This is a genomic window from Sphingomonas kaistensis (assembly GCF_011927725.1).
GTDB lineage: Bacteria > Pseudomonadota > Alphaproteobacteria > Sphingomonadales > Sphingomonadaceae > Sphingomicrobium > Sphingomicrobium kaistense.
The window spans coordinates 248505-272563 of the sequence record NZ_JAATJC010000001.1 but is presented as its reverse complement, the minus strand read 5'-3'; the positions used below and the strand labels follow the sequence as shown (position 1 = coordinate 272563).

Annotated in this window: 23 protein-coding genes and 1 tRNA gene; 9 read left to right on the top strand and 15 right to left on the bottom strand. The window is 68.8% G+C overall.

Features of this window, described 5'->3' with window-relative positions; all coding sequences use genetic code 11:
- Positions 1–6 precede the first annotated feature (6 nt).
- From secD to GGQ97_RS01250, 3 genes are all read right to left on the bottom strand, one after another.
- The gene (gene secD / locus GGQ97_RS01260) at positions 7–1599 is read right to left on the bottom strand and encodes a protein translocase subunit SecD (RefSeq protein WP_168067275.1); all 1593 of its coding nucleotides are present in this window, start codon (positions 1597–1599) and stop codon (positions 7–9) included.
- On the bottom strand, positions 1599–1940 hold the full coding sequence (gene yajC / locus GGQ97_RS01255) for a preprotein translocase subunit YajC (protein WP_209022766.1): 342 nt from the start codon (positions 1938–1940) through the stop codon (positions 1599–1601). The genes secD and yajC overlap by 1 nt, the downstream gene beginning before the upstream one ends.
- A 39-nt stretch (positions 1941–1979) precedes the next feature.
- Positions 1980–2056: transfer RNA gene (locus tag GGQ97_RS01250), tRNA-Pro, on the bottom strand.
- A gap of 133 nt (positions 2057–2189) precedes the next feature.
- Here GGQ97_RS01250 and GGQ97_RS01245 point away from each other — a divergent pair.
- Positions 2190–2834 carry a TIGR02117 family protein gene (locus tag GGQ97_RS01245; protein ID WP_245197797.1) on the top strand — a complete coding sequence of 215 codons (645 nt, stop codon included), beginning with the start codon at positions 2190–2192 and terminating at the stop codon, positions 2832–2834.
- On the opposite strand, the gene GGQ97_RS01240 is transcribed toward GGQ97_RS01245, so the two are convergent.
- The 7 genes from GGQ97_RS01240 to GGQ97_RS01210 form a co-directional block, all read right to left on the bottom strand.
- Entirely contained in the window at positions 2822–3223 is a 402-nt protein-coding gene (locus GGQ97_RS01240) for a GFA family protein (protein WP_168067274.1), read from the bottom strand. The genes GGQ97_RS01245 and GGQ97_RS01240 overlap by 13 nt on opposite strands.
- Positions 3224–3290: 67 nt before the next feature.
- Positions 3291–4589, bottom strand: a complete 1299-nt coding sequence (gene hslU, locus GGQ97_RS01235; RefSeq protein WP_168067273.1) for an ATP-dependent protease ATPase subunit HslU — start codon at positions 4587–4589, stop codon at positions 3291–3293.
- 12 nt (positions 4590–4601) lie between these two features.
- Positions 4602–5135 (bottom strand): ATP-dependent protease subunit HslV, encoded by a 534-nt coding sequence (hslV, locus tag GGQ97_RS01230; RefSeq protein ID WP_168067272.1) that lies wholly within the window; start codon positions 5133–5135, stop codon positions 4602–4604.
- A gap of 11 nt (positions 5136–5146) precedes the next feature.
- On the bottom strand, positions 5147–6067 hold the full coding sequence (locus GGQ97_RS01225) for an alpha/beta hydrolase (protein WP_168067271.1): 921 nt from the start codon (positions 6065–6067) through the stop codon (positions 5147–5149).
- A complete protein-coding gene (locus GGQ97_RS01220) occupies positions 6067–7530 on the bottom strand; it encodes a phospholipase D-like domain-containing protein (protein ID WP_342448416.1) in 1464 nt (487 codons plus the stop codon). Before GGQ97_RS01220 ends, GGQ97_RS01225 begins: the two co-directional genes overlap by 1 nt.
- A 115-nt stretch (positions 7531–7645) precedes the next feature.
- Positions 7646–8059, bottom strand: coding sequence for a holin family protein (locus tag GGQ97_RS01215; RefSeq protein WP_168067270.1), 414 nt, complete (start codon positions 8057–8059; stop codon positions 7646–7648).
- A gap of 73 nt (positions 8060–8132) precedes the next feature.
- On the bottom strand, positions 8133–8702 hold the full coding sequence (locus tag GGQ97_RS01210) for a glycoside hydrolase family 108 protein (RefSeq protein WP_168067269.1): 570 nt from the start codon (positions 8700–8702) through the stop codon (positions 8133–8135).
- 130 nt (positions 8703–8832) lie between these two features.
- Between GGQ97_RS01210 and GGQ97_RS01205 the strand changes: the two genes are divergently transcribed.
- From GGQ97_RS01205 to GGQ97_RS01195, 3 genes are all read left to right on the top strand, one after another.
- The gene (locus GGQ97_RS01205) at positions 8833–9180 is read left to right on the top strand and encodes a hypothetical protein (protein ID WP_168067268.1); all 348 of its coding nucleotides are present in this window, start codon (positions 8833–8835) and stop codon (positions 9178–9180) included.
- Positions 9181–9947: 767 nt separating this feature from the next.
- Positions 9948–10517 carry a hypothetical protein gene (locus tag GGQ97_RS01200; protein ID WP_245197794.1) on the top strand — a complete coding sequence of 190 codons (570 nt, stop codon included), beginning with the start codon at positions 9948–9950 and terminating at the stop codon, positions 10515–10517.
- Positions 10518–10771: 254 nt separating this feature from the next.
- Complete coding sequence (locus GGQ97_RS01195; protein ID WP_342448415.1) at positions 10772–12199, top strand: methyl-accepting chemotaxis protein; 1428 nt, start codon at positions 10772–10774, stop codon at positions 12197–12199.
- 168 nt (positions 12200–12367) lie between these two features.
- On the opposite strand, the gene GGQ97_RS01190 is transcribed toward GGQ97_RS01195, so the two are convergent.
- From GGQ97_RS01190 to GGQ97_RS01170, 5 genes are all read right to left on the bottom strand, one after another.
- A complete protein-coding gene (locus GGQ97_RS01190) occupies positions 12368–13360 on the bottom strand; it encodes a sigma-70 family RNA polymerase sigma factor (protein ID WP_209022765.1) in 993 nt (330 codons plus the stop codon).
- Positions 13361–13541: 181 nt separating this feature from the next.
- Positions 13542–14465 (bottom strand): peptidoglycan-binding protein, encoded by a 924-nt coding sequence (locus GGQ97_RS01185; RefSeq protein WP_168067267.1) that lies wholly within the window; start codon positions 14463–14465, stop codon positions 13542–13544.
- Positions 14462–14863 carry a hypothetical protein gene (locus GGQ97_RS01180; RefSeq protein WP_168067266.1) on the bottom strand — a complete coding sequence of 134 codons (402 nt, stop codon included), beginning with the start codon at positions 14861–14863 and terminating at the stop codon, positions 14462–14464. Before GGQ97_RS01180 ends, GGQ97_RS01185 begins: the two co-directional genes overlap by 4 nt.
- Complete coding sequence (locus GGQ97_RS01175; RefSeq protein WP_425338726.1) at positions 14860–16176, bottom strand: FliI/YscN family ATPase; 1317 nt, start codon at positions 16174–16176, stop codon at positions 14860–14862. Before GGQ97_RS01175 ends, GGQ97_RS01180 begins: the two co-directional genes overlap by 4 nt.
- Before the next feature lie 5 nt (positions 16177–16181).
- Complete coding sequence (locus GGQ97_RS01170; RefSeq protein WP_168067264.1) at positions 16182–16586, bottom strand: flagellar biosynthesis repressor FlbT; 405 nt, start codon at positions 16584–16586, stop codon at positions 16182–16184.
- A 168-nt stretch (positions 16587–16754) separates the two neighbouring features.
- Here GGQ97_RS01170 and GGQ97_RS01165 point away from each other — a divergent pair, with 168 nt between their 5' ends.
- The 5 genes from GGQ97_RS01165 to dacB are packed head-to-tail and all read left to right on the top strand — an operon-like array spanning position 16755 to position 23989.
- Positions 16755–18053, top strand: a complete 1299-nt coding sequence (locus GGQ97_RS01165; RefSeq protein WP_168067263.1) for a flagellar hook protein FlgE — start codon at positions 16755–16757, stop codon at positions 18051–18053.
- Between the two features lie 14 nt (positions 18054–18067).
- The gene (locus GGQ97_RS01160) at positions 18068–20161 is read left to right on the top strand and encodes a flagellar hook-associated protein FlgK (protein WP_168067262.1); all 2094 of its coding nucleotides are present in this window, start codon (positions 18068–18070) and stop codon (positions 20159–20161) included.
- Entirely contained in the window at positions 20158–21075 is a 918-nt protein-coding gene (locus GGQ97_RS01155) for a flagellin (RefSeq protein ID WP_168067261.1), read from the top strand. The genes GGQ97_RS01160 and GGQ97_RS01155 overlap by 4 nt, the downstream gene beginning before the upstream one ends.
- Positions 21076–21131: 56 nt before the next feature.
- Positions 21132–22544 (top strand): M20/M25/M40 family metallo-hydrolase, encoded by a 1413-nt coding sequence (locus tag GGQ97_RS01150; protein ID WP_168067260.1) that lies wholly within the window; start codon positions 21132–21134, stop codon positions 22542–22544.
- Positions 22541–23989 carry a D-alanyl-D-alanine carboxypeptidase/D-alanyl-D-alanine endopeptidase gene (gene dacB / locus GGQ97_RS01145; protein WP_342448414.1) on the top strand — a complete coding sequence of 483 codons (1449 nt, stop codon included), beginning with the start codon at positions 22541–22543 and terminating at the stop codon, positions 23987–23989. Before GGQ97_RS01150 ends, dacB begins: the two co-directional genes overlap by 4 nt.
- Positions 23990–24059: the final 70 nt, after the last annotated feature.

The following is a 24059-nucleotide window of genomic DNA, read 5'->3' as shown; positions in this document are numbered from 1 at the left end:
TCGGCCTCAGATATGCAGTTCGCGCGGCCGCTTGGCACGCACCCACAGGGCGACCAGCAGGCGGGTGAAGTTCACCGCGGTGAACACGGAGGTGATGATGCCGATCAGCAGCACGATGGCGAAGCCGCGCACCGGGCCCGAGCCGAAATACCACATCAGCGCCGCAGCGATGGTGTTGGTGATGTTGGCGTCGAAGATGGCGGTGGACGCCTCCTTGTAGCCGGTGTCGATCGCGTCGAGCAGCTTGCGTCCCCGCTTCTGCTCCTCGCGGATGCGCTCGTTGATCAGCACGTTGGCGTCTACCGCAGCGCCGATCGTCAGCACGAAGCCGGCGATACCGGGCAGGGTCAGCGCGGAGCCGAAGATCCCCATGATCGCGAGGATCATGAAGGCATTCACCAGCAGCGCGAGGTTCGCGTAGACCCCGAACCGGCCATAGGTGAGAATCATGAAGATCATCACCGCGAGGACCGCGGCGGCCGAGGCGAGCAGCCCCTTTTCGATCGAATCGCGGCCAAGCTCGGCCGAGACGGTGCGCTCCTCGATGACGTCGAGCTTGACCGGCAGCTTGCCCGACGACAGCGCGACGGCGAGTTCGCTGGCGGTCTCGACGGTGAAGTTGCCGCTGATCTGCGCGGTGCCGCCAAGGATCGGCTCGTTGATGTTCGGCGCCGACAGCACCTTGTTGTCGAGGATGATCGCGAACGGTTTGTTGACGTTCTCGGTGGTGGCGCGGCCAAAGCGGCGGGCGCCGGCAGTGTCGAAGCGGATGGTGACCACCGGGGCGCCGGTCTGCTGGTCGAATGCCTGGGTCGCCTGCGACACGTTCTCGCCCGACACCATCGCCCGGCGCTGGACCGCGATCGCTCCCGTTCCGTCGGCCATCGGCAGCACCTGGCTTCCGGCCGGGGCGCGGCCCTGGGCGACCTGGTTCTGGTCGGCGCGCAGGTCGACCAGCTTGAACTCGAGGCGGGCGGTCTGGCCGATCAGGCGCTTGAGGGCTTCGGGGTCGTCGACGCCCGGAACCTGCACCAGGATGCGGTTGGCACCCTGGTTGATGACGGTGACCTCGCGGGTGCCCGACGGATCGATGCGGCGGCGAACCACGTCGCGGGCCACGGTCATGGCGTCCTTGACGGCCTGTTGCGCGCCTTCGGGCGTGGGTGTCATGATGACCCGGTTGCCGTCGGCGGTGCTGACGTTCCAGGTCCGCGTTCCGGTCAGTCCGACCCCGGCGGTAAGGGTGCGCAGCCGCTCCACCGCGGCATCGAGCTGGGTCGGATCGCGCAGGATGAAGCTGACCCGTCCGCCCGACGTCGAAATGTCGCCGGCCTGGATCCGGGGAGCACGCCGAAGCTCCTGCGAGACACTGTCTTCCATCGCCGCAAGGCGCTGCTTTTCGGCATCGGCAAGGTCGGCTTCCAGCAGCAGCTGGCTGCCGCCGGCAAGGTCAAGGCCAAGCGCGATCTGGGTCCGCGGGACGAACGACGGCCAGGTCGCGACCTGGCTCTTGGGAAAGAAACTCGGGATAGCGAAGGCAATGCCCAGCGCGATCGCCAGAAAGATTCCCCAGATCTTCCACCGCGGCAGGTCGAACATCAGTCGTTCGCGCCCTTGGGCGACAGGTTGAGCACCTGCGACAGCGTCGAGCGGACGACCCGGACCTTGACGCCCTGGGCGATCTCGACCTCGACTTCACGCTCGTCGACCACGCGGGTGACCCGGCCGCGGATGCCGCCGGCGGTGATCACTTCGTCGCCCTTCTTGACGGCGCCGATCATCGCCTGGTGATCGCGCATCTTCTTCTGCTGCGGACGGATCATCAGGAAATAGAAGATCACGAAGATGAGCAGGAACGGGAAAATCTGCATGATGAAGGCGGCGGCACCGCCCGGCGCTGCGGGCGCTGCGGCTGCGAGGGTCAAGCTCATCTCGGGCATCGGTGTCGCGGCTCTTTTCCAGCTTCAAGGAAAGAAAAATGGTCGGGGCGACAGGATTCGAACCTGCGACCCCCACACCCCCAGTGTGATGCGCTACCAGGCTGCGCTACGCCCCGACCGATGCCGCGCTGGCTAGCAGGCGACGTGCGGCGCAGATAGTTGTGGTGGACCGATTAGGCAAGGCAGGGTTTGGTTGCGGTGGTGACGAGGGGGAGAAGGCGAGGCCGGAAGAGCGGCTTCGGCAGGCGATTGCTGCTCGCGCTTGCCGCCTTTCCGCTCGCCTTTCTGGCCGCCGCGGTGGCCGGCGGCCTCCTTCCCGTGAACCGCGATTGGCAGGAGCCGGGGGACGGCACCACCATCTACCTGCGCTCCAACGGCATCCACGTCGACATCGTCATGCCGGCGAGGAAGCAGGGGCTGGACTGGAGCGAGGTGGTTCCTCCGAGCGACGTGGCGGATCCGCCCTTGCCGGTCCGATGGTATGGTTTCGGCGCGGGCGAGCGGCGGGTCTATCTGGAGACGCCGGCCTGGAGCGACCTCAGCGCCCGCACCCTGTGGGCGGCGCTGACGGGCGGCGAGCGGGTGCTGCATGTCGACCAGACCGCTGAGCCGGGGATCGAACTGCGTGCGATCCGCCTCCGGCCCGAGGAATACCGCCGGCTGTGGGCGGCGATCAGGGCCGACTTCGACGGCCGGCCGCGGCGGATCGACCACCCCGGCTACGGGCCCGACGACGCCTTTTACGAGGGCCGCGGCCGGGCCAGCGCGATCCACACCTGCAACCAGTGGGTCGCCGACAAATTGCGGCTGGCGGGGGTCAGGACCAGCCTGTGGTCGCCGTTCCCGGCCGGCCTCCTGTGGCGTTACCGGGAGGCCGGCGATCAGCCCGGATAGCGCTCGAAACTGGGCAGGCTGTCGAGCTTGCCCATCCAGTCGATCCGTTCGGCGGTCTGGATCTGCCCCTGCACCGGGAAGCGACCGGGATCGTCGAACGTCGCGGACTGAATGTCGATCTGCCCGGGGAAGATTGCGTCGTTGAGATAGAACAGGCCGGTGCCGCACTTGCCGCAGAACTGGCGAGTGGCACGTTCACTGCTCCGGAAGCTCGCCGGCTCACCAGTGATGGTCACATCTTCCCTGGCGAACAGGCTCCAGCTGGTGGCCGGCGTCCCGCTCGCCCGCTGGCAGTCACGGCAATGGCACAGCGCGTGATGCACGGGCTGCGCACCCTCCCGCACTTCGAAGCGGATCGCTCCGCACAGACAGCCGCCCTGTTCCGCCATCCTGATGCTCCTGTTGCTCGCGGATTCGCCGCCAGTCTGCCGCGAAAACCGGAACGTTACAAGAACATCAGAGGACGTAGCGCGACAGGTCGGTGTTGCGGGCGAGGTCGCTGAGCTGTGCCTCCACGAACGCGGCATCGACGGTAAGGCTGTCGCCGCGCCGATCTTCGGCCTCGAAGCTGATCGTCTCCAGCAACTTTTCCATCACGGTCTGCAACCGCCGGGCACCGATGTTCTCGACGCTTTCGTTGACCTCTGCCGCGATCTTCGCAAGCGCGCGGATGCCGTCCTCGGCGAAGTCGATGGTCACCTCTTCGGTGGCCAGGAGCGCGCGATACTGGTCGGTGAGGCTGGCGCGGGTCGCCGACAGGATGCGCACGAAATCGTCCTCGGTAAGCGCTTTCAGTTCGACCCGGATCGGCAGTCGGCCCTGCAGCTCGGGCAGCAGGTCCGACGGCTTGGCGACGTGGAAGGCGCCCGAGGCGATGAACAGGATGTGGTCGGTCTTGAGCGGCCCGTATTTGGTCGCGACCGTGGTGCCCTCGATCAGCGGCAGGAGGTCGCGCTGGACGCCCTCGCGGCTGACTGATCCGCCGCGCACGTCGCTGACCGCGATCTTGTCGATCTCGTCGAGGAAGACGATGCCGTTGGCCTCGGCGTCGGCCAGCGCCGCGCGGGTGACGTCGTCCTGGTCGAGGCGCTTGTCCGCTTCTTCGTCGACCAGCTTGGCGAACGCGGCCGGCACCTTGAGCTTGCGCCGCTTCTTGGGCGCGCCGCCCATCGCCTTGGACATCATCTCGCTGAGGTTGATCATGCCGACCCCGCCCTGCCCGGGCAGGTCGAAGGGGGCCGACGGCGCTTCGGTCACCTCGATCTCGACCTCGGCCGAATCGAGGCTGCCATCGGAGAAGCGCTGGCGGAAGGAGGCGCGGGTCGCCTCGCTCGAGCCCTTGCCGGTCAGCGCGTCGAGCAGGCGTTCCATCGCCGCTTCCTCGGCAGCCTGGCGGACCCGCTCGCGGCGGCGTTCCTTTTCCAGTCGGACCGCTTCCTCGACCAGGTCGCGAGCGATCTGCTCCACGTCGCGGCCGACATAGCCGACCTCGGTGAATTTGGTCGCTTCGACCTTCACGAAAGGGGCATCCGCAAGCTTGGCGAGACGGCGGCTTATCTCGGTCTTGCCGCAGCCGGTCGGCCCGATCATCAGGATGTTCTTGGGGGTCACCTCGTCGCGCAACTCGTCGCCGAGCTGCTGGCGGCGCCAGCGGTTGCGGAGCGCAACGGCGACCGCGCGCTTGGCTTCCGTCTGGCCGATGATGTGATCGTCGAGGGCAGCGACGATGGTCTTGGGAGTCAGGGCTTCGTTCACTTGGGATGTTTCCTAAACGGTCTCAACGACCACGCGGTCGTTGGTGAAGACGCAGACCTCGGCAGCGATCGCCATCGCCTTGCGGGCAAGCTTTTCCGGATCCGGCTCGTAGTCGACCAGCGCCTTGGCGGCGGACAGGGCGTAGTTGCCGCCGCTGCCGATCGCCGCGATCCCGCCTTCGGGCTCGAGCACGTCGCCGTTGCCGGTGATCACCAGCAAGGTGTCGGCGTCGGCGACGATCATCAGGGCCTCGAGGTTGCGCAGGAACTTGTCGGTCCGCCAGTCCTTGGCCAGCTCGACCGCGGCGCGCAGCAGCTGGCCGTGATGGGTTTCGAGCTTCTTCTCGAGTCGCTCGAACAGGGTGAAGGCATCAGCGGTGGCGCCTGCGAACCCGGCAATCACCTTGCCGTCCTTGCCCAGGCGCCGAACCTTGCGGGCATTGGGTTTCATCACCGTATTGCCCATGCTGACCTGGCCGTCGCCGGCGATCACCGTGCGGCCATCCTTGCGCACCCCGATGATGGTGGTGCCGTGCCATTGTTCCATTGCTGTCCCGCTCATGTCGTTGGCGGGGATTTGGGAAGCCCCAGCACCGAGCGCAAGAAACGGGTGGCATCCGCAAGCACCGGATGCCGTCCGCGGAAGGGCCGGGACAGGGCCACGGCGGTTCCGGCATGGTCGCACCCCTTGTAGATGCGAAGCTCATGCGGCGCTCCGGCGCGGGTCAGCGCTTCGTCGAGGCTGCGGCTGTTCTTGGCATAGACCAGCCGGTCCGACGATCCATGCTGCAGAAGCAGCGGCGGAGCGTCGGATCGGACATGATTGATCGGCTGGGTATCGGCCGGGTCATGGTAGGTGCCAAAGGTCGCTCGTCCCCGCCATTCGCGGAACGGCGCGAAGTCGAACGGTCCGGACAGCAGCACGCCGGCGCGGATCGTCTCGGGCCCGAGTTGGACGGCGGCGAGCCAGCGCGGGTCGAGCGCCAGCATCGCGGCGATGTAGGCGCCTGCGCTATGGCCGGCGACGGTGATCTTGGTGGGGTCGCCACCAAATTCGGCGACATGCGCGGCCACCCAGCGCACGGCCAGCGCGGCATCCTCGAGGAAGCCGGGATAGCGGATCTCGGGCACCAGGCGATAATCGGGGAGGACGGCGACGAACCCCTGTCCGGCAAAGGCCGCCGCGGCGAAGCCGTAATCGCCGCGCTCGCCCGAATGCCAGCCGCCGCCGTAGAAGAAGACGATTACCGGAAGCCTTGCGCTGTCCGGGTGCGACGGCGCCCAGACGTCGAGCTTGTGGCGGCCGAGCGGTCCGTAGGCGATCCCGTCGCCGACCTTGCGCGCGCGGTCGCCCCGCCCGGGCGTGAGGCGGTCGATCGTGTTGAGCAGTGCCACCGGGCTCCACCCGAAGCGGTCGACCAGTTCGGCGGCGACCCGGGGGATGTTGCGCCAGCGACGACGCTGGGGCGACCGAGGCATCAGACCGGCAGCTTCTTCCCCCGGCGGCGAAGCGCCTTGAAGCGGCCGCGCAGGGGATCGAACAGGGTGCGGCGCGTCATCCCCTCGAACATCGCATCGGGGCTCTTGGGGTCGAGCAGCTCGGTTTCGGCGATGAAGCAGGCCGCGCCTTCGGGCTTTTCGTAGGGCAGGGGCTCGAGCCGGCGGTCGTCCTTCTTGGTCAGTTCGGCGATTGTGGCGCGCAGCGAACCGGTCCGTTCGAAGGTGGCGCGGACCTCCGCCTCGGTCGCGCCGAGATGTTCGGCCATCAGCCGCTCGCGCACGGCGCGGACACAGGCGCGGTGCCCTTCCTCGTCGATCAGCGCGAGATCGCACTCGCTGTCGAGGCCGAGGCTTCGGTTGTTCATGTTGGCCGAGCCGATCTTGAGAAAGGCGTCGTCGACGATCATCACCTTGGCGTGGACGTAGATGTCCTGCCCTCCCTTCGTCTTGGGCGTATAGATGCGGAAGCGGTCTTGGGGATCGACCGAGCCGATGATCTTCATCAGCCGCAGCCGGGTGGCGTCCATCGCCACCTGCTCGAGCCAGCCGTCGGCGGTGATCGGGGTGACCAGCACGATCTCGGGCGGATCGGGCGCTTCCATTCGCCGCATGATCGCGGCGGCGATGCGGGGCGAGGTGAAATACTGGTTCTCGAAATAGATGAAGTCGCGGGCGCTTTCGATCGCGTCGACGAACAGCGCCTCGACCTCGCGGACGTCCTCCCACTCTTTGTAGGCGGCCTGGGTGCGGGCGATGGCGAAGCGGGCGTCGGTGAAATGCGGGTCGAGTTCGTCAGGCCAGAAGTCGTCGCGCTGGTCGAGCAGCGGCAACTCCTCGCCGGTGGCCCGCCGCCAGCGATCGCGGCTGAGTTCAGCCAGCGCGCGGGCGAGCGGGCCGTCGACCGCCATGGTGACGTCGTGCCACGGGCCATAGGGCTTGCCGTTGGGACGGACCCGGCCGGGTTCGTCGTCGCGGTGGGCAGACTTGTCCCAGCGGTCGCCGGTCATGTCGATCCCGCCGCAGATGGCGAAGCTGTCGTCGATCACCACGATCTTCTGGTGGTGGCTGCAGCCGGCGGGGTGGGCGTGGTCGAGGGTGAACTTGATCGATTTCTGCCAGGCGAGGCGGGCAAGCCAAGCGAGAGCCTTGCCGCGGACCAGCAGCTTCAATGCACCAAGGTCCCACTTCAGGATCCGGATGTCGACGTTCGGCTTCTTCTTGGCGATTCCGAGCAGGAAGTCGCCGAGGCTTTCGTCGCTGTCGTCGCGGTCGAGCAGGATACGGGGATCGAAGTCCCAGCCGATGATCAGGATTCGGTGCTCTGCCCGCTCCATCATCTGGCGGATGATGTGGTAATAGTCGCAGGCATCGACGATCACCGAGGCGCGCCCGGCCTGCTCGATCCGCCAGCAATTACGTCCAGGTTCGAGCACTGGCCCCACGTCGATGATCCCTCCACTCCGCCTTCATGCAGAAGAGCGGAGGGGAAGGATCGTTCCACCGGCGGAGCGATGCAAGCGGCTTTAGTCGATTACCTCATCACGAAGGGGGCGAAGGTCAGCGTTCGGCGCCCTTGACCTTGCCCCAGGTCCGGGCCGCGGTGTAGCCGAGATAGCCGGTCCCGAAGAGGGTGTAGAGCTCGTCGGGCAGCCCGCGGAGATAGGCGGTCATGCCGGCGGAGATGGCGGTGGCCTTGGCCGGGTCGACCGCGGCGATCAGTCCCATCGGGATCGACCACAGCATGAGCACGTACATCACATAAAGGAAGCTCGGCCGGGCGCGGCTGGTCCACGGATCGTGGCTGTTGGCCTCGGCGATGATGGCCTGCATCTGCTGGCCGATCTGCGCCGCTTCCTGGTCGCCTTCGAGCTTCAGAAGCTCAAGCTTGGCACGGTCGCGTTCGCGCGGGTCGGGGATGATCTTGTCGATCAGCTTGCCGAGCGGGCTGATGATGGCGTCGATGAGGGGCATGTTCTCTCCCGGTTCAGGTCACGAAGGTCTCGAAGTTCACATAGGGCGGGGTGCAATTGCGGTTCGTTTCTGCTCAGTCGGCCTGACCGATGCGGTTGGCGAGCCAGCCGTAGAGAAAGGCCTCGTTGGCCGGGCGCTTCTCGGCGAGGCGAAGGTAGCGCTCGCCCTGCATCGCCTCGAGCGCGCGCATCAGAACCGTTTCCCCGCTCTTACCACGAAGGTCGAGGAAGGCGTCGAGAGCACCGAGCGTGGCCGGACCGACCCGCCCGTCGGGAACCAGATCGGGGAAGTCCTTGGCGCGGCGGTTGAGCGCGGTCAGCGCCCGCTGGAGGAAGGTGGTGGCGACCCCCGGACCCATGTTGACCCCGGTGTCGAACAGTTCGGCCGCGATCCTGGCGGAGCGGCGGGCGACCTGGTCGTAGCGCGGCCGGAGCCAGTAGAGCCGGCGATAGATGGCGGCCGCCTCGTCCCTCGGGAGAAGCGACATCGGACCGCTATAGCCATGCGAGCGGGCAACCGCTTCGGTTATTCCGTACCGGGTCGGGCCGCCGCGATCGGCGGGATGGTTCGAATAACCGCCCTCGCGCTCGATCAGGTCGTCGATCAATTGGTCGACATGGTGCTTCGAGGGAGTGTCAGTCATGGGCGGCTCCAGCGGTAGATAGGGACCGAGTCGAGACGAGCTAACCCAAATGGTTCGTTGTAGGACAGTCTTTTCTTGAGGCCTGGCGATTGCCCCGCGGATGTGCTTGCGGCCGGGGCGGTGCGGGCGCATGCTCCGCCCCATGCTGATGATGATGGCGCTCGCCCTCGGGCCCGATCTCGCCGAGGCGGCCCGCCGCGAAGTCGCGCGGCAGGAGTGCCGGCTGAAGGACGAGAGCGAAGTGATCACCGTCTGCGGCCGCCGCGAGGAGCGCAGTCGCTACCAGGTAACGGACCCCGCCGCCCCCTATGACCCGGGCGGCAACGTCAAGGGCGTGATGACCGAGCGCATGGGGTGGATCTCGCACGGCGACAGCGGGATCGGCAGCTGCAGCAACATCGGCCCGTCCGCCGGGACGGGCTGCTTCGAAAAGGCGTGGCGCCGCACGCTGCAGCAGAAGGGGTGGCTGGTGCGGTGAGGGGCTGGCGACAGGAAGCGCCGCTCAGTTGCTGAAGGAAGAAGCAATGGCCGCTTTCGACCCATTTTGGACATAGAGGCGAACGGAAGCCTCTTCTGCGCCGCATCTACTCCATCGGCGGTAGCTCTTGCTCCAAAATCATCCTGTCCACGATGATCAGATGCTCGAAATGGCCGGCGTGCCCGTAGTGGCCGGGGTAAGCCGTGCGTCTTCCGACGAAGGTTACGTTAAACGCCTTTAGCTTCGGTCCGGGATCATCCGGCCCCTTCGAATTGTGGAATGGCCGGCACAATGCGCCCCGACAGCGTCCCACTCCGTTGTTGGTCAGAACACCGGTTTGACGTGCGTTCATCGGTAGTTTCGGCCCGACGGCCCCTGCCACGAATCGGTTCTCGAAGTAGTCATTCTGCCAGATCACGCCCGACCAGCGCCGTGGCCCCTCGAACGCGTAACATTCCGTCGCTGGGATCGGAGCATCGTTGGACCAACATGGCCGACCCAGTAGCTCGAGTGGAGCGCGCGCCTGCCACTGGGTCCAAACGGATCGGTAGGCTTCGGGTGGAAGAGCGCCTTTGTCGACTGAGCAGCCGGCCAAGACCACCATCAGCAAATAGCCAAGTCGCCTCATTGGGGTAGGTTAACACGACACTCGATCATCAACGACCAACTTTCGACATGTCCGCTTTCCACCCAAAGCCGACATTCATGCCTTGCTGTTCCGCTGACGACCCATTGCGAACACTGGCTGTGGCGCCATAAGCGATCGCATGCGCAAGCGAGTGAAGACGCCGGTGCACGGCAGTCGCGGTTCACGATGCCGTGGGCGCTGTGCGTCCCTCGCGCCGATGCTGGCGCTGGCCCTGCTTGGGTCCTGCGGCGAAGAGCGACAACCGCCTGCTGCCTTCTCGTTCGATAAGCTGCCGGTCAGTGGCAGTCTGGCGGATGCGCAGCGCGCGGGTTTCACCGCTTGCCTGTCGAGCAACGTCGAGATGCGGTGCCGCAAGGAGGGCGTCTCCTTCCGCCGGCATGGGCCGTTCAGCGCGGCCGTCGACCTCCGGGGCGGCAAGGGCGAAGGCGGTTTCGATCACCTCACCCTGTGGCATGCCTCGGACCAGAGTGCCCTGGTGGCCATCACCAATGACCTGCGCAGCGAGGGCTGGAGCGAATGCCTGACGCCGATCGGGGCCGGCTGGGAAGGCCGGGCCGTTTATCAGCAAGCGGGCTCGCCGGTCTTCCTTGCCCTGGATCTGACCTATTGGGACAGGCGCACCCTCAAGGTCTTCCGGGCCGTGCCATCGGAAATTCCGCAGTGCCGCGCGCAAGGCCAGGCGGCGTGAGGATGGTCGCTCGCCGCTCCTAGCCGACGTTTGCCTCGGCGCTCCGCGTGATGGCACCACTGAATGGCCGCCTCCGGCCCGGGCGGGCGGCACGACCCTCTACAAGGCAAGCAACGACGCCGTGCCCGGGATGTAAGCCCCGGCGCGATGCCGAAGACCACTGTCGACCACGGAAAGGCCGGCGGCACGGCTGCGCCGCATGGCGGAGTGCGGGCTGCCCGCGCCTTTCTCAACTGGAGGCGAGAAGAGAGAAGATGATGAAGTCTTTCCGCGAAAGCGCGCCGATCCGAAACAAGCTCCTGACGGTGTTCGTTTCCATGACCGCGCTTGTCTGTGTTCCCGCCCTTGCCGCCCTGCTTCGGGGAGATTTCCTGACGGCGGGCGTGGGCGCGGGGGCGGCGGTCGCCGCAGCCTTCCTCGGGGCATGGTATCGCGAAGCCATCGCCCACCCCTACGTCAGCACGGTCGTGCGCATGGAGGCGCTGGCGAAGGGCGACCTCGATTCCCCGATCGAGTTCACGACCTACACCGATTGCGTGGGGCGAATGACCAAGGCGATGTTCGTCTTCCGCGATACGGCCAAGAAACAGATGGTCGCGCAGGCCGAGGAGCAGGCAGCCGTCGTGGACCTGTTCGGCGACGCCTTGAAGGCGTTGCGGAGCGGCGATCTTACCGTCCGCATCACGGCCGACGCGCCGGATGCCTACAAGGCGCTGAAGGATGCCTATAACGACGCGGTTGCGGCCATCGGGGATCTGATCCGCTCGGTCGCCGAAAGCACCGCCGAGATCCGCACCGGAAGCAGCGAGATCGCGCAGGCCAGCGAGGACCTTGCGCGGCGGACCGAGTGCAACGCCGCCAGCCTGGAAGAAACCAGCGCCGCCATCTCGCAGATGGACGGGCGGCTCAAGGCGACCGCCGGGGCCGCAACCGAAACCGTGGGACGCGCCGACCAGGCGATCGCCACCGTCGGCGGCGGACGCGGGGTGGCCGATGAAGCGGTGCAGGCGATGGGCCGCGTCAGCGAAAGCGCCAAGGGCATCGACAGCGTGATCGAAGGGCTCGACAAGATCGCTTTCCAGACCCGCGTCCTGGCGATGAACGCCGCGGTCGAGGCCGGGCGGGCGGGCGAGGCCGGGCGCGGTTTCGCGGTGGTCGCCGATCTCGTCAGTGCGCTCGCGATGCGGGCCGAGGAAGAAGCCAAGCGGGCCCGCGACCAGCTGACGGTGACCCAGACCGACATCGTCACCGCGGTCGAGGCGGTGGGGCAGGTCGACGCGGCGCTGCAGAACATTTCGGCCGACGTCGGGGAAGTGCACGAGCTGCTCGGTCGGATCGCATCGGACAACCAGGCCCAGGCGAGTGCGATCACCGAGATCAATGCGGCAATCGCCAGCATGGACCAGTCGACCCAGCAGAATGCGGCAATGGTGGAGCAAACCTCGGCCGCGGCGCGCAACCTGCTGACCGAGGTGAGCGGGCTGGCCGACCAGGCCGGGCGCTTCCGCTGCGGAGGGACGGCGGTGCGCGCGACAGTTGCTGCGTCGGCGCCGGCCCTTGCTGCGCCGAAGCTTCCGGCGCGCGGCAAGGAGGGTGTCTACCAGTCGCCCGTCAAGCCGCTCCCGGCGGCGGCGATCAGCGCGCTGACCCGTCCGGTCGATGCCGACTGGAACGAATTTTAGAGATCCGGCCCGAGCTCCCCCAAGAGGGCTGGTAATGGCCCGGTAGCGTTGCTGCCGGGCCATTTTGTCATGCCTCGCCGACGATCGAGTGAGGCCGGGCCCAACACAAAAAGAACCCCGCCGCCCGGGTCGGGGCGGCGGGGCATGGGGAAGAAGTGGCGCTGGTCGTCAGGCGGCGAGGCGATTGCGGCGGGTGCCGACCTGCTGCGGGGCGTGGGAGCCGGGGATGCCCTCGAGCTCGCTGATGCTGACCACCCGGGTTCCACTCGCGCTGGCCGCGCCGGGGAGAAGGCCGACCGGTTCCTCGACCCGGCTGCGGCGGCTGGCGATGGTCGGGCCGTAGTCGGCCATGACCCGGAAATTGGGGTTCACCTCGGCCAGTTCGGCCATGACCTTGGCGGCGCGCTTGCCGATCTGGCGGACCTGTTCGCGGCTGAGGCCGCTTCCTTCGGGCGCGTCATAGTCGGCCAGTTCGCCGAACACACGGGCCGACAGGATCTCGCGGTCGCGGGTGAGGCGGGCCTCGATCGCTTCGACAGCTTCCTCGTCGAGCCCGGCGCGGCCCCCGGCCTTGAGGGCGCGGGCGAGTTCACGCTTGGGCTGCTTGCGGCGCAGGCCCTCGAGCGCGGCGTGGCGACCCTTGTTGACGAATTCCTCGATCAGGCACTGGGCGGCGGCGCGGGCGAGATAGTCGCTGGCCGAGGCCTCGGTGCGGGCGAGCGCGTCCTCGTCCTCGATCATGGCTTCGAGCGAGACTTCCTCGCCGTCGGGGCCGGAGGTGACGTTGTGAAGCGAAACGGTGGTCGCGGAGACCTTCTGGGCGGACGGGCGCTGGTCGGTCATCACGCGGAAGCGGAGCGACTGGAGTTCGCCGCGGATCTGCCAGTTGACGAAGGTGGTGAACTGCGCCTTTTCCGGATCATAGGCCTCGATCGCCCGGTGCACCGCAATGGCGCAGCATTGCTCGGCATCGTCCCAATGCGCGCCGAGGCCATACTGGCGGATGAAGTGGCGGAACCGCGGGCTGAGCAGCTTGAGCAGGCGGCAGAACACCAGGTCGCTGTCGCGGCGCTGGCGAGCCGTCGGGCGACCGTCGACCCCCGCCTGGAGCTGCTTGATCTCGGCAACGGCTGCTTCCAGCGCCGCGGTGGTCTTGGACATTGGCATTCCCCCGGATGGGCGAGGGGATGATCCCCATGTCGCCCGGTCCGATGAGAAAGCGCCCCGGGCCGTTAACTCGGATGGACCTGTTCATCCGGAGCGGATTTAATGGCGCTGCTGCCAAGAGGGGGAATGGCTCGGTTCGGGTGGGGCCGTTCCGTAATGGAGGTAAATTCGCGGCCTAGGCGGCCACGAAACGGCCCGGCCTGATGCGCTGATCGACATAATGGTCGAGCCAGGCGCGATGCGCGCCGGCGGCGCTTCCGGCGGCGGCGATGCGGCGTCCGGCAGCGGCGCCGCCCACTTGCGCGGCGAGCAGGCGGCCGGCGCGATCGTCGCCCAGCCCGCCGCCGAGATGGCGCATCGCGTCGCCGAGGCCGAGGTGATGGGCGAGATAGGCGGCCCGGGCGGTTTCGGCGCGGCCGGTCGACGCGATTCCGCGGGCGCCGAGGCGGCGCAGGTTGGCGGCGGCATGATCGGCGATCGCCTCGATCGAGGCGGTGGGATCGCTGCGCAGCGCAAGCAGGGCCGGGCGGGCCTCGGGCTTGAGCGAGCCGTCGCGGGCGAGCCAGCCGCGTTCCCCGGCGATCCCGTTGAGCCAGCTTCCCGGCCGCCGCGCTTCGTCGATCCAGGTCCCGGACAGGAACTGGCCAAGGCCCGCCGCGGAGGAGCGGGGATTGCGGCTGGCCGGATCCCAGCTCCCGTCGCGCCGCCGCGCAGCCTCGGCATCGATGATGGACGCGAGCATGGCGGGATCGAGGCCGGTGCGGGCCGCAGCGCGCTCCAGCGCCGGGGCAAGCGCCTGGTTGGCGCCGAGGCGCAAGGGTCCGCCCGGCTGGTCGGGGACTGAAGCGAGCGGCGCAGGCCCTGGCGTCAGGACGGGCTGGAGGCGGTCGTCGGCGGCAAGCGCCTCGATCAGCGTGTCGAGACGCAGCAGGCCCGAGGTCGGTCGTTCGGCCGCAATGGGCGCCGTTCCCTCGCCGCCGGTGCCGAGCGCCGCCTGCCACAAGCGGCTGTCGAGCTCGAACCGGGCAGCGCGATACAGGAGGTCGGCGCGGACCGAGGGCGGCAGCGGGGCAAGCGGAGAAGGCGGCGCACTGGTCACCGGCGGCTCCAGCCGGCGGCGATCCGGTCGTCGAGCGCAGCGGCGGCCTTGGCGTCGCGGCGGCGGCGCAGGGCGCTTGCAGCAGCGTCTGCGGCATCCTCCAGCAACTGAAGGCGGGCGCGGGCCTGGACCGCCTGATCCCGCAGGTCGGCAAGGGCCCGGTCGGACCGCGCGCGGGCGTCGGCGATGGCCTCCAGGCGGCGGGCGCCGTGATCGAACCAGGGGTCGCAGGAGAAGGGGGCGGCCGAGACCAGCTGCCTCTCGGCCGCGCGGTGCCGCTCGAGATCGCGGGTCTCACGCGCGAGGGCCTGCCCCGCCGCCTGTTCGGCAGCGAGCGTCATCGCCAGCGCATCGAGCTGTCGGCGGCGCAGGCGGATGGCGGCGGCAAGCCCGCTCATGCGACCAGTTCGGCAAGCGTCGCGAAGGACTCGCCGGGATCGCCGCGGTCGTCCTTGGTCTGGGTCAGGAGGGCCTCGATCCCCGGCGCAACGGCAATGGCGCGATCGACCTCGGGGCTTGCGCCGGGGGCGTAGGCGCCGAGGCGGATCAGCTCTTCCATGTCGGCAAAGGTGGACAGGATGCGGCGCGCCTCGAGCCGAAGCGCATTGTCCGCCGGCTGGAGGCAGTGCGGCAGGGTCCGACTGACCGATTTCAGGAGGTCGATGGCGGGATAGCGGCCGCGCTCGGCGATCCGCCGGGCCATCACCACATGGCCGTCGAGGATGCCGCGAACGGTGTCGGCGACCGGCTCGTCATGGTCGTCGCCATCGACCAGCACGGTGAACAGGCCGGTGATGCTTCCTTCGCCGGCGCGGCCGGGTCCGGCGCGCTCGAGCAGGCGGGCAAGGTCGGCGAAGACCGAAGGGGGGTAGCCGCGGGTGGCGGGGGGCTCGCCGGCGGCAAGGCCGATCTCGCGTCCGGCCATGGCGAAGCGGGTGACGCTATCCATCAGGCAGAGGACGCGAAGCCCCTGGGCGCGGAAATGCTCGGCGACGGCGAGGGTGGCGAAGGCGGCCTGCCGACGCATCAGCGCGGGCGCGTCGGAGGTCGCGACGACGACCACTGAGCGGGCGAGGCCGTCGGGACCAAGGTCGTCGGCGATGAATTCCTGCACTTCGCGGCCGCGTTCGCCGATCAGGCCGATCACCGCCACGTCGCAATCGGCCCAGCGGGCAAGCATCGACAGCAGCACCGACTTGCCCACGCCCGAGCCCGCGAACAGGCCAAGCCGCTGGCCGTCGCAGAGCGGAGCGAACAGGTCGAGCGCACGGACCCCGGTGGCGAGCAGCGCGCCGACCCGGTTGCGCTCCGCCGCCGGTGGCGGGGAGGCGCGCAGCGGGGCAGGCTCGAGGCCCTGCGGAAGCGGGCCGAGCCCGTCGAGCGGGGCGCCGAGGCCGTCGATCACCCGGCCGAGCCAGGCCGGTGAGGGGCGCAGGCAGGCCTCGGCCGCGACCAGTTCGACCGGGGTCCCGGTGACTAGGCTTTCGGTCGGTGCAAAGGCCATTGCGGTGGCGTTGCCGCCGTCGAGCGCAGTGACCTCGGCGGCGACCGGGCCGGCTTCGCTGGCCAGGTGCAGGCGCGCGCCGATCCGGGCGGCACCGCCAAGGCCAGCGATGGTGAGACAGGCGCCCTGGACCCGGGTCAGGGTCCCGAACCGGCGGTGGGGGTCGGCGCCGCGGACCCGCTGCGTCAGTTCGGCAAGGGCAGCGATCGCGCTCAGGCGGCTTCCTCCGCGACGTCGGCCAGCGCCTCCTGTTCGAGCCGCATCAGGATTCGGCATTCGCCCAGCGCACGATAGTAATCGCTCGAAGCGGCGCGGGTGGCGAAGGTGGCCATGGCTTCCCTGGCCGTCTCACCGTGCGACAGGCGCCCGACCGCGCACAGCGCAGCGAGGATTGCCGCGTGATGGCGGGACAGCCCGTCCGGATCGAGATAGGCCATCATGGTGTGGAAATAGAGCGCGCGGGCCGGCGTGGTGGCTTCGGCCGGGGACATGATCTCGCGTCCGCGAAGAATGGTGACCTTGCTTTCGATGGCAAGGTCGGTGCGGCCGGAGGCGCGGATGACGGCCCCGTTGATCACCACCTTTTCACCGTCGCGAAGGGAAATCCTGAGCGTCATCGAGGCAACTCCACTGTCCTGCTTGTGACCTCATCCTAGACGGCCGGAAGGCGGAACGGAGCGCAGAGCGGCAAATCTTGCCGTGTCCGGGCGGCCGGTCGAACCGCTTCTATAAAGCAAGCAAAGGACCGGCAGCGGGCCAGTCCGAACCACGGGAGCCAGCGACCCTTGAGCCTTTATTCCGCCCTTTACGCCGGTGCGTCCGGCCTTGGTGCCCAATCCTCCGCCATGGCGGGGGTTGCCGACAACATCACCAACATCAACACCATCGGCTACAAGGGGGTGTCGACCGAGTTCCGCACCCTGGTGACGTCGGGCGGCATGAAATCGTCTTACTCGGCCGGCGGGGTCGCGGCGTCCCCGCAGGCGCTGATCAGCAAGCGGGGCCTGTTGCAGGCGAGCAGCAGCCAGACCGACCTGGCGATTGACGGCGCCGGCTTCTTCGTGGTCCGCACTGGGACGGGCGGGGACAGCGACGTGGCGTTCACCCGCGCCGGTGCCTTCAAGCCCGACGTGCAGGGCTTCCTGCGCAACACCAGCGGCTATTACCTGCAGGGCTGGCGGCTCGATTCCACCGGCAACTTCACCGACACCGGGCTCGACTCCCTGCAGGCGGTGCGGGTCAGCGACCTGACCGGCTCGGCCAGCGCGACCTCGCGGCTGCAGCTGCGTGCCAACCTCCAGTCCGACGCGCCCGTGCTGGCCGGTGCCTATACCGCCGGCGACCTCGCGACCGGGACGGTGACACCGCAGTTCCAGCGCAGCTTCGATATCTATGACGCGCAAGGGTCGGCGCACCGGATCAGCATGGGCTTCGTCAAGACCGCGCCGAACGAGTGGCAGGCCGAGATCTTCGCGGTTCCGGCAACCGACGTCACTGCGACCGACGGCCTGCTGGCGAGCGGCACGGTGAAGTTCAATCCCGACGGCAGCCTCTACCTCGCCGGGTCGTCGGCCCCGCTGTTCGCGGATCTGACCCCGACCTGGACCAATGGCGCCGGCGCCCAGCCGATTGACCTCCAGCTCGGTTCGGACGGCAAGCTCGACGGGCTGATCCAGTTCAGCGGCGCAAGCGCGGTGATCAGCTCCAGCGTCGACGGCGGCGTGCTCGGCAACCTTGCCTCGATCGAGGTCGACGAGAAAGGCGTGGTCAGCGCGATCTTCGACGACGGGACGGCACGAAAGGTGTTCCAGCTGCCGGTCGCGACCTTCCTCAATCCCGATGGCCTGACCCGGCTGAACGGCAATGCCTTCGGCCTGTCGAGCGCGAGCGGGGCGGTGGCGATCAATCCGCCGGGTTCGCTCGGATCGGGCATGATCTCCAGTTCGTCGCTGGAAGGGTCGAACGTCGATCTGGCCAGCGAGTTCACCAACATGATCCGCTTCCAGCGGGCCTACAGCGCGTCGTCGAAGATCATCACCACGGTCGACGACATGCTGCAGGAACTGTCCAACCTGAAGCGGTGAGGAAAGCGTAGGCGATGAGTCTTTCCGACATCCTCGGATCTGCCCTGTCGGGGCTGAACGCGGCCCAGGCGGGACTGCGTTCGGCGTCGAACAACATCGCCAACGTCAACACCCCCGGCTACGCCCGCGAACGGGTGCCACTGCAAACCGGGGTCACCGCCGGCCAGGTCAGCGGCGTCCGGGCGATGGAAGCGGTGCGGGTCGCCGACCGCTTTCTTGAATCCACCGTCTATCGCCGCGCCAGCGACTGGGGACAGGCCGAAGCGGTGGCGAACTCGCTCGACCGCCTGCAGGCGTTGCTCGGGGCGCCGGGAGACGACAGCGGATTGCCGGCGCGGCTCGACGCGGTCGGTGCGGCGGCGGTAGCGATGACCGGCGCGGCGGCAAGCGAACCGACCGTGCGCGGGTTCGTCGGAGCGGTGGGCCAGGCGCTGACCGCGCTCCAGACCCTCGACAGCGACGTCGCCGCGCTCCGCATCGATGCCGAGCGCGAGCTCAGCTACACGGTCGACACGGTCAACACGCTGCTGCGGCGGATCGACGGCCTCAACGACAGCGTCGCGCGGCAGGCGGCAGGCGGGCGCGCCAGCAACGGCGCAATCGACCAGCGGATGAGCGCGGTCGAGGAGCTGGCCGGGCTGATCAAGATCGAGGTACGCGAAGGCGAGGACGGGCGGCTGACCATCGACACCGCGGGCGGGGCGACCCTGCTCGACCGGCGTTTGCGGCTGCTCGACTATCCGCCCAGCGACGGGTCGCTGCAGCCGCTCTACCCCGCGATCAAGCTGCGCTTCGTGAATGCCGACGGAAGCGTCGGGGCCGAGACCGGCGAAGAGCTGGATTCTTCGGCCGCCGGCGGGCGCCTCGGCGGACTGATGGACTTGCGCGACCGCCGCTTGCCGGCCTTCGCCGAGGAAGTCGGAAGCCTGTTCGGAGGCCTCGCCGAAAGCCTCAATGCGGTCAGCAATGCCGGAACCACCGTTCCTGCGCCAGGCAAGCTGGAAGGCGCGCAGACGGGCTTTGCGGCGAGCGACCGGCTGGGCTTCACCGGGCGGGCGGTGATCGCCTCCCTGCAGCCCGACGGGACTCTTGCAGCTAGCTTCATCCTCGACTTCGACGCGCTGGGGCCGAGCGCCACCATCCAGGATGCGGTGAACGCGATCAACGCCGGGCTTGGCGGCACCGCCACCGCCAGCTTTTCGGGCGGGCGGCTGACCATCCAGGGATCGGGCAGCCTCGGCGTCGCGGTGGCGCAGGACCCCGACGCTCCGAGCAGCCGCGTGGGCATGGGCTTTGCCCAGCAGTTCGGCCTCAACGATCTGATCAGCGGGACGCGCAGCTATGGCCCGGCCGGTTTCGCGCCGGGCGACCCGCATGGCTGTGCGCCGCCCCAGACAGTCGAGTTCGTGCTGCGCGGGCCCGATGGCCGGGTGCTGGCGCAGGACAGCGTGGCGCCGGCGGCCGGGGGATCGTTCGGCGACCTCATCACCGCGCTCAATGCAGGGACGCTCAGCGCGTTCGGAAGCGTGGCGCTAGACGGGCGCGGGCGGCTTGCCTTCACGCCGGTCGCCAACCTGCCCACCGCCAGCCTGTCGGTGGTGTCCGACACCACCAGCCGGTTCGGCACCGATCGCTCCTTGTCCTCGCTGCTGCTGCCGTCGGGCCGGGAAACCGGGCTGGAGGGCGCCAAGCTGCGGCCCGACATCGCCGCCTCGGGGCGAGCCTTGCCGCTGGCCCGGCTGAACATCGCCGCGGCGGTCGGGACCAAGGCCATCGGCCCGGGCGACAGCCGCGGCGCCAATGCCTTTGTCGATCAGCTTCGGGCGGAGGTCGACCTTGGCCGCGGGCGCGTGTCGGCAATGGAAAGCTACGCCAGCTTCGTGCTCGGCCAGACCGGGCTCGATGCCGCCGGGGCCAAGGACCGGCTGGCCGACATGGAAGGGCGGCGCTCCGACGCGGTCAACCGCCGCGACAGCTATTCGGGAGTCAATATCGACGAGGAACTGGCCAGCCTCGTCACCCTGCAGAACAGCTATTCGGCGGCGGCGCGGATCATGACCACGGCGACGCAGATGTACGACACTCTGATCGGAATGGTGGGACGATGAGCGGGTTCAACCGGGTGGCCAGCGTGCCGATGCAGCGCACGCTGTTCGAAAGCATTTCGGTGTCGCAGCGCAAGCTGGCCGAGGTGCAGCAGCAGATGGCGACCGGCAAGAAGGCGCCCGATTTCGCAAGCCTCGGCATCGAAACCATGCGCAACCTGTCGGCCCGCACCCTGCTTGCCCGGCAGGAGGCCCATGCCGCGGTCGGCAACCGCATCGGCACCACGCTGTCGATCATGGACACGCAGATGGATGGCATCGTTGAATCGCTCGGCAAGCTGCGCGACGGGCTGTTGTCGGCGGTCGGGACCGGCCGCGCCGATGGGCTGCAGGAAGTGGTGGAGGAAGCTTTCCAGCGGTTCCGCACCGGCCTCAACAGCGACGAGGCCGGGCAGTTTCTGTTCGCCGGATCACAGACCACCACCGCGCCGTTCGCGCCGCCGACGCTTGCCTCCTGCGCCGGAGTGCCGACCGCCAACGCCTTTCGCAACGATGCGGTGATGGCGGAAGCGCGCGTCGCCGACGGGCTGGACGTCACCTACGGCGCGACCGCAAGCGAGATGGGCTCCAAGCTGTTCGAAGCGTTCCGGACCCTGGCCGAGGCGGGAACCATCGGGCTCACCCCGACCGCGGCGCAGACGAGCGCGATGAGCCAGGCGATCGGCCAGATCAACGACGGGCTGACGACCCTGCGCGCGGTCCATGCCGAGAACGGTCGGCGCCAGGCGCAGGTCGAGGGTCTGACCACCCGCGCCGCCGAGCGGACCCTGATCGTCGAGCGGCTGGTGTCCAGGAACGAGGACGCCGACCTGGCCGAAGTCGCCAGCCAGCTGGTCCAGCGCCAGACCACGCTGGAGGCGAGCTACACGGTCTTCTCGCGGCTGTCGAAGCTGAGCCTGCTCGATTACATGCGCTGAGGTCGGAGCCCTGCGCGAGGTGGACTTTGCCCCCGCGCTGCTGCTTTGGTGGCCTCATGTTGATGCGATTCCTCGGCGCTCTCGCCCTGTTGGCGGTGGCCGCGCCAACCCAGGCGGCGACCCGCGACAGCGCCGACGGCCGACTGCTCCACGACCTGTTCAAGTCCATCGTCGAGATTCCCACCGTCAAGGGGCGTGGCCAGGTTCCGCGCATGGCGCGCCTGCTGTCGGCGAGGCTGCGGCAGGCCGGATTTGCCGCGCGCGACGTCGAGATCGTGCCGGTCGGCGAGACGGCATCGCTGATCGTCCGCTATCGCGGCACCGGGGCGAAGCCGCCGCTGCTGTTCCTGGCCCACATGGACGTGGTCGAGGCCAAGCGCGCCGACTGGGAGCGCGACCCCTTCAAGCTGCACGAGGCGGACGGCTTCCTCTACGGGCGCGGCACGAGCGACAACAAGCTGGGCGTCGCGCATCTGGTGGCGGCTTTTATCACTCTGAAAAAGGCTGGCTTCCGCCCCGACCGCGACCTCATCCTCGGCTTCACCGGAGACGAGGAAACCGACATGAAGTCGAGCATGGTGCTGGCCGAACGGCTGGCGGCGCTGAAGCCCGACTATGCGATCAACTCGGATTCCGGCGGCGGCCGTGCGGACGCCTCGGGCAAGCCGACCTCGTTCGCGATCCAGGTGGCGGAAAAGACCTTCGCCAACATCGCGGTCACCATCCGCAACGCCGGCGGGCACAGCGCCCGGCCGCGCGCCGATAATGCCATCTACGAGTTGGCCGAAGTGCTCGGCCGGGTACGCGGCTATACCTTTCCGCTGGTCGCCAGCGACCTGACCCGCTCCATGCTGCGCGACGCCGCGGCTTCGAGCAGCGCGAGCGAGAGCCTGAAGGCCAAGGTCGCGGCGCTGGAGGCGAAGCCGGACGATCCCGCCCTGCTTGCCGAGATCGGGCGCGAGCCGCGCCTTGGCCATGCCGTGCGCACGACCTGCGTGCCGACATTGCTGGAGGGCGGCCATGCCGACAACGCGCTTCCACAAAGCGCCACCGCGACGATCAATTGCCGGATCTTTCCGGGGGTCGAGATCGAGGAGGTGCGGCAGACACTGGCGGGGCTGGGCGGCAATGCGGCGGCCGAATGGCGGATCGTCGGCGAGCCGTTCGGAGCGCCGGCCTCGCCCGCCAATCCGGCACTGTTCGCGGCCATCCAGCAGGCGCTTGCACCGCAGGCGCAGGGCATTCCGATCTTCCCCTACATGACCCCGGGCGCCACCGACGGAAAGCATTTCCGCGCGCGCGGAATCCCGACCTACGGCTTCAGCGCCGACTTCACGGTCGGCGGCGAGGTGGCGGGCGTTCATGGCCTGAATGAGCGCATCCCCGAGCGGGCGCTGTACGAGGCGTTCGACTTCTGGCCGCGACTGATGCGCCAGCTTGCGGGCGGCGGCGAAGGGGCGGCCAAGTGAGGGCGCTGCTGCTTGCCGCGCTGCTGACGGCCTCACCGGCGGCCGCTCAGCAGGCGCCGGCAACGCTGCAGCAGCAGGCGCCGGCAACGCTGCAGCAGCAGGTCGAGGCGAAGCTGGCCGAGGCAGGGCCGGGGGTGCGGTTCGGGCTGGTGGTGGCGACGCTGGACGGGCGGGAAATCGTCAGCCTCAACCCCGACGGCCGCTTCGTGCCGGCGTCCAACACCAAGCTGTTCACGACGATTGCCGCCTACGAACTGCTGGCGGGGATCGACCAGCCGGACCGGGATGGGGCGACCCGGGTGCTGCTTCGGCCAATGCGCGGCAAGGCGCCCGACGTGATCCTCGAAGGACGCGGCGATGCCCGCCTGTCAAGCGCCCCCAATTGCGCGACTGACTGCCTGGCGACGCTGGCCGATGCGGTGGCCGCCCGCACCCGCCGGGTCGGTGCGGTGATCGGGGATTCCCGCGCCTTCGCGGATGAACGGTGGAGCTTCGGGATGAGCTGGAACAACATCCCGACCCGCTCCGGTACCGCGCTTGGCGCACTGATGATCGACGGCAACGAGGCCGTGTTGCGGATCGCGCCCGGTGCCGCGGGCCAGCCGCCGCGGGTGACGGGCGGCGACTATATGACGGTGGCGAACGAAGCGGTGACGGTGGCCGAGGGCAAGACCGCGCTCGAGGTCGCGCGCCTGCCGGGAAGCCGCACGGTCCGGCTGTCGGGGACCATCCTTGCAGGCGCCGCGGAAGAGGTGCTGCGGCTGGGGATCGACGATCCTGCGCATTATGCGGCGTGGCGCTTCACCCGGATGTTGCAGGAGCGCGGGGTCCGCGTAAGCGGTGCGCCGGCGGCGCTCTATCGCCCCGCGGGCGGCGGCGCGGCGCTTGCCGAGGCGCAGCCGGTGGAGGTCGCCCGGGCGGAGCCGGGTCCGCTGGGCGAGGACATCGCCACCATCAACAAGGTCAGCCAGAACGTTCATGCCGAGCTGCTGCTGCGCCGGCTGGGCGCGGCCCGGGCCAAGCCGGATGTTGCCGGTGGGCTGGAAGCGGTGCGCGAGATGCTGGACCGTGCCGGCGTGCCGGAGCGGGCGGCGACGCTCGCCGACGGGTCGGGGATGTCGCCCTACAACCGGGTCAGTCCACGCGGCGTGGTGACCCTGCTGCGGTGGGCTGCGGGACGGCCGTGGGGCGCGTCGTTCCGGGCCAGCCTGCCGGTCGGCGGGATCGACGGAACGCTCGGACGGCGCTTCGCCGGTGGCGCGCTGAAGGGGCGGGTCTTCGCGAAGACCGGATCGCTGACTGCCGCCAGCGCCGTGTCGGGCTACCTTCTGACGGCGCGCGGCGAGACCCTGGTCTTCTCGGCCCTCGCCAGCGATGTCCCCGAGGATGTCCGCGCCACCGCGATCATGGACGGTGCGCTGGAACTGGTCGCCGCCAGCCGCTGAGCGGGACGGCTGTTGCGCCGCCGCAACAGCACCGGGGCTGTCGTGCAAAAAGGCTGCCCCCAGCAGCCAT

What these genes read in the sequence shown, in the direction of transcription:
- secD (WP_168067275.1), bottom strand. Translation starts at nt 1,599, where the DNA reads ATGTTCGACCTGCCGCGGTGGAAGATCTGGGGAATCTTTCTGGCGATC.
- GGQ97_RS01210 (WP_168067269.1), bottom strand. Translation starts at nt 8,702, where the DNA reads ATGACTGACACTCCCTCGAAGCACCATGTCGACCAATTGATCGACGAC.
- GGQ97_RS01180 (WP_168067266.1), bottom strand. Translation starts at nt 14,863, where the DNA reads ATGAGCGGGCTTGCCGCCGCCATCCGCCTGCGCCGCCGACAGCTCGAT.
- hslV (WP_168067272.1), bottom strand. Translation starts at nt 5,135, where the DNA reads ATGGAACAATGGCACGGCACCACCATCATCGGGGTGCGCAAGGATGGC.
- GGQ97_RS01215 (WP_168067270.1), bottom strand. Translation starts at nt 8,059, where the DNA reads ATGCCCCTCATCGACGCCATCATCAGCCCGCTCGGCAAGCTGATCGAC.
- GGQ97_RS01160 (WP_168067262.1), top strand. Translation starts at nt 18,068, where the DNA reads ATGAGTCTTTCCGACATCCTCGGATCTGCCCTGTCGGGGCTGAACGCG.
- GGQ97_RS01155 (WP_168067261.1), top strand. Translation starts at nt 20,158, where the DNA reads ATGAGCGGGTTCAACCGGGTGGCCAGCGTGCCGATGCAGCGCACGCTG.
- GGQ97_RS01190 (WP_209022765.1), bottom strand. Translation starts at nt 13,360, where the DNA reads ATGTCCAAGACCACCGCGGCGCTGGAAGCAGCCGTTGCCGAGATCAAG.
- GGQ97_RS01205 (WP_168067268.1), top strand. Translation starts at nt 8,833, where the DNA reads ATGCTCCGCCCCATGCTGATGATGATGGCGCTCGCCCTCGGGCCCGAT.
- GGQ97_RS01195 (WP_342448415.1), top strand. Translation starts at nt 10,772, where the DNA reads ATGATGAAGTCTTTCCGCGAAAGCGCGCCGATCCGAAACAAGCTCCTG.
- GGQ97_RS01170 (WP_168067264.1), bottom strand. Translation starts at nt 16,586, where the DNA reads ATGACGCTCAGGATTTCCCTTCGCGACGGTGAAAAGGTGGTGATCAAC.
- GGQ97_RS01225 (WP_168067271.1), bottom strand. Translation starts at nt 6,067, where the DNA reads ATGCCTCGGTCGCCCCAGCGTCGTCGCTGGCGCAACATCCCCCGGGTC.
- yajC (WP_209022766.1), bottom strand. Translation starts at nt 1,940, where the DNA reads ATGCCCGAGATGAGCTTGACCCTCGCAGCCGCAGCGCCCGCAGCGCCG.
- GGQ97_RS01150 (WP_168067260.1), top strand. Translation starts at nt 21,132, where the DNA reads ATGTTGATGCGATTCCTCGGCGCTCTCGCCCTGTTGGCGGTGGCCGCG.
- GGQ97_RS01200 (WP_245197794.1), top strand. Translation starts at nt 9,948, where the DNA reads ATGCGCAAGCGAGTGAAGACGCCGGTGCACGGCAGTCGCGGTTCACGA.
- GGQ97_RS01240 (WP_168067274.1), bottom strand. Translation starts at nt 3,223, where the DNA reads ATGGCGGAACAGGGCGGCTGTCTGTGCGGAGCGATCCGCTTCGAAGTG.